The sequence below is a fragment of the Chitinophaga sp. genome (genome assembly GCF_036566945.1).
GTDB lineage: Bacteria > Bacteroidota > Bacteroidia > Chitinophagales > Chitinophagaceae > Chitinophaga.
In genome coordinates this window covers 1-4,115 of record NZ_DATCVJ010000297.1, presented here as the reverse complement: position 1 = coordinate 4,115, position 4,115 = coordinate 1, and the positions used below count along the sequence as shown (strand labels likewise).

The window sequence follows — 4,115 nt, the reverse complement described above, 5'->3', positions numbered from 1 at the left end:
TCTGCGAGATAATCTGTTTGATCTGATTTTCCGCGGAGCCGGTCAAGGCAACGGTAGCAGGATAACCGGTAATATAGGTATCATCCATCACCATCCCGTGGGCATAAGTAGCAGGTGCATATTTTGCCAGGAAAGACATAGAGCTTTTAATACCATTGGCATAATAGGTTTGTGCAGCGGTACCAGTGATCCAGCCTCTCACTGTTGCTTCCGCGAGGATGAATTGTAGATCCCAGTAGTTCAGCAGGCCCACCGGTTCTGCATTGTACATTTCTACATAACGCTTGTTTACATTACAGTAGTTACCGGAATTTAACGCGTTGATGGTAGCAGAAAATTCATCCGCAGGTTCTACCCCAACGTATGCGTCATATGCTGACGGCAGTTTACCTCCGGCAATTTTTGCGGCAGCTGGCTCGGCAAAATAAAACAACCTTCTGTCCTGTGCGGGCTTCATCAGATCTATCAGCGTGGTAGATAACATCGGATAAATAACGAAGGGGTTGATCTGCGCGGGGGTGCTGCTCCATGGGTAGCAGTAACCGGCAGAGGCAGTGTAGGTCACCGCAAAGTTGTCGCTGTAATCTCTCATCAGCGGACGTTGCATCACCTCATTGAACTTTTGCGCTACTTTCAGATCAGTGTCTGTTGCTTTTTTGGAAAGGCTCATCAGCACATGCAATTCGAAAGTGTTTACCACCCTTCTCCATTTGTCGACACTTCCCTGGAAGATAAAATCTCCTGGAAAATCCACTCCTTTAGACAACAATGCATCCGCCTGATCCAGTTCGCTGAGGATGCCTGTAAATACCTCTTTCTGTGTATCGTACTTTGCTTTGATAACACCGCTGCCGCCCTGTATGGCCTGGGAGTAAGGTACATCTCCCAGCTGCATGGTTACCTGAAAAAACTGCCAGGCCCGTACAAAATGTCCGAAGCCATCATAACTGTTTTTCAGCTCCGGTGTGCTCGCATTATCCACCATTGGGCTCACGTTCCGCAATACCAGCAATCTGTCGAAATTGGCCCTTGTCAGCTTATTGTACTGGTTATCACTGGCCAGCTCACTCCAGGCAATGTATTTGCCCAGGGTAAACGGCTGCCGGAAACCGGTACCTGTACTGATATCCTTGGAGGTAACGGAGGTGAGTATACTCGTAGCCAGCCAGCCAGAAGAGGCGGTAGAAGGCTTATCTGGATTGGTATTGATATCGTCAAATTTTTTGCTGCAGCTGGTAAGACCCATACCAGCCACCAATGACGCAATGATGGATATTTTAGAAATATGCTTATTCATGATTGAGTAATGTTTGTCAGGAGTACACCAAAGCCATGTTGTACACCCGTATTTTTAACTAGAAGCCCACCTTAATGTTCATACCTACCATGCGTTGTGCAGGGGCGTTCATGTTTTCACTATCGATGTCCGGATCTGCGTATTTGAATTTGGTGATCAGCAGCAGGTTCTGTCCTGTAAGGGAAACGGCTGCATTTCTGATACCTGAATTACCGAAATAGCGTTGTGGGATGCGGTAGCCGATAGATACTTCTCTCAGTTTTACAAAACCTTTGTTCATGATACCATGCTCATAGGAATTACCCCATAAACGGGTGTAGCTCTGGTAGCTTACCGGTACATCGTTTGGCGCATATTGACGGGTATCTTTTGTGATACGGCCAAAGTTATCGTAGGCCACTTCACCGCTCACTACTTTCACGCCTTTACCTACATAGTTTTTCAACCCCTTCACTACTTCATCATAACGGTATTCGTTATCTGTTTCAGGTGCAGAGCCGGTATCAAACATCTTATTATATACGTAGTCATACATCACTCCACCAATGCGGCCATCAATGCTGATACCGATGTTAAAATTGTGGAACGCAAAGTTGTTGACGAAACCGAAAGTAAACTTAGGATCTGTATAACCAAACTGCTCGCTGTATTTGCTCAGCATAGGCAAGCCATTCTGATGAATCATGTTGCCTTCCGGATCTCTCAATGCATGTTCTGTTTGTGCATATACGTCCAAACGTCCACCTGGTTTAGTCCACAGGTTCTTGGCAGAATAAACAGGATCAATATCTACATAATAACGGTGTTGGGTAGAGAAGTTGACCATAGACTGCCATTCGAAATTGTTTCTTTTCAGTACCGTTCCGTCGAGGGTGATTTCCACACCACGGCGGGCGTAGGTTTCGCCGGTGTTGATCAGCGTACTGGCGTAGCCGGAAGAAGGTGCGATCGTTTGTTTCAGCTGTGTGTTGTAGTAAAGCTTGGTATAGTAAGCCGCATCTACGTGCAATCTCTTTTTAAACAGATAACCGGCGGTACCTATTTCCCAGGTGCGGGTAGTGGTAGCCAGCAGGTCTGTTCCTGCCAGGTTATCCGGCGTGGTGGCGCCGATGTTACCCCAGGAATTGCTGATGGTGTAAGACAGGTTGTTGGCATATACATCCAGTGGTGTTTTGGTGATGGTCCAGGAACCTCTCACTTTCCACATATCCACCCATTGCGGCATGCTGATAAACTCGGACAGCAATACGCTGGTAGCTACAGAAGGATAGAAATAAGATCTGGCATCTGATGGCTGGGTAGAACTCCAGTCATTTCTGCCGGTAACGTCCAGGAAAACAGCGCTGTTCCAGGAAACGGATACTTTACCGTAAGTACTGTTCATTTGTTTAGCCCAGGTACCGTAGTTGTTGATCAGTGCATCTACACCCGCCGTGGTGGAAGGCACGGCATTGGCCAGTGAATACCAGCCTGGTACTGCCAAACCGTTTCTTGTTTGGGCGCCCATCTCTCTGTTGTTGTAGTAGAAAATACTTCCACCACCCAATGCATCAATGTTCCATTTCTTCACCTGCTTGTTGTAGGTCAGGATCAGATCACTGTTGATACTGTTACCCCAGCTTTCATTCATTCCGTATAATCCTTTACCGCTAAAGCTGAAGTTGAAGGAATTACCAATAGATCCGCCGTTGGTAGAATAGATACCAGCCGGGTTGCGGATACCATCTTCATTTTTGTAATAGTCGTAACCATTTCTGAACATGAGCTTCAGATCCTTGGTGATCGAATAGTTCATGGTCAGACTGGCATTCAGTTTATTTTGTTCGGTGCTTCTCAGTTTCTCGTTGGCGATCAGGTAGGGGTTATCATACCATGCATTGTACAGCCAGTTCTGTTTTACGTTGGGTGTTACCCAGTAGTCTTTGTATTTTCTGATATCATAGTCAGGGCCGGTCCACATCAGGATCTGGTAAATATATCCTTGTGTGCCATAGCCGCTACCCCAGAGTTGTGGTGCGGAAGTACGGGTATAACCCATATGGCTTTCGAGGCTGAACTTATCGCCGGCCTTTAATTCGCCGCTCATGGTGTAATTCAGCACATTCAATTTCTGATTAGGAAACTGACCTTTGTTGTAGATGTGATTCACGCCTGCTCTGAAAAAACCATTCTTGCCACCTTTGGTAACGCTGATGCTGTTGTTGGTGATCAATCCTGTTTCCAGGAAGTTGCTAAGATTGTTCTTTCCGCTGGACACCAGTGGCATGTCTTCATTTTGTTTAGTCACCGGATTCCACTGTACAGCAGTATTTCCAACGTCCAGTTTAGGCCCCCACACATAGTCGCTGGCTATTTTACCATTCAAACCGTGACCATAGGAAGTTTGGGTTTTCGGAATGGCCAGGTAGCCAAGGCCAAACATCGTAGTGCTGTTCACGTCTACGGATAAACGATCATCTTTTCCTCTTTTGGTGGAGATCATAATAGCGCCGGCAGAACCGCGGGCACCATAGAGTGCCGCTGCAGTAGCGCCTTTAAGCATGTTAATGCTTTCAATATCATCGGTAGGAATATCACGCAGGGTCATGTTGCCATAAGGCACCCCATCGATTACCAGTAATGGGCTTTCACCACGCATTTCAAGGGTGGGTATACCATTGAATTCGGTGGAGTTTTTTACCACCAAACCGGATACCTGTCCGGTCAGGGAAGTCCCCAGGTCCACACCTTTCACTGTTTGCAGCTGTGAGCCTTTTACTGCCTGTACGGCATAACCCAGTGCTTTTTCATCTCTCTTCACACCCAGGGCGGTTACCAC

Annotated in this window: 2 protein-coding genes; both read right to left on the bottom strand. The window is 46.9% G+C overall.

Features of this window, described 5'->3' with window-relative positions; translation table 11 throughout:
• Positions 1-1,297: SusD/RagB family nutrient-binding outer membrane lipoprotein (locus VIP81_RS08810; protein WP_331958604.1), on the bottom strand; the 1,297-nt coding region annotated here is incomplete at its 3' end.
• A gap of 58 nt (positions 1,298-1,355) precedes the next feature.
• A partial coding sequence (locus VIP81_RS08805) for a SusC/RagA family TonB-linked outer membrane protein (RefSeq protein WP_331958601.1) occupies positions 1,356-4,115 on the bottom strand: 2,760 nt, incomplete at its 5' end.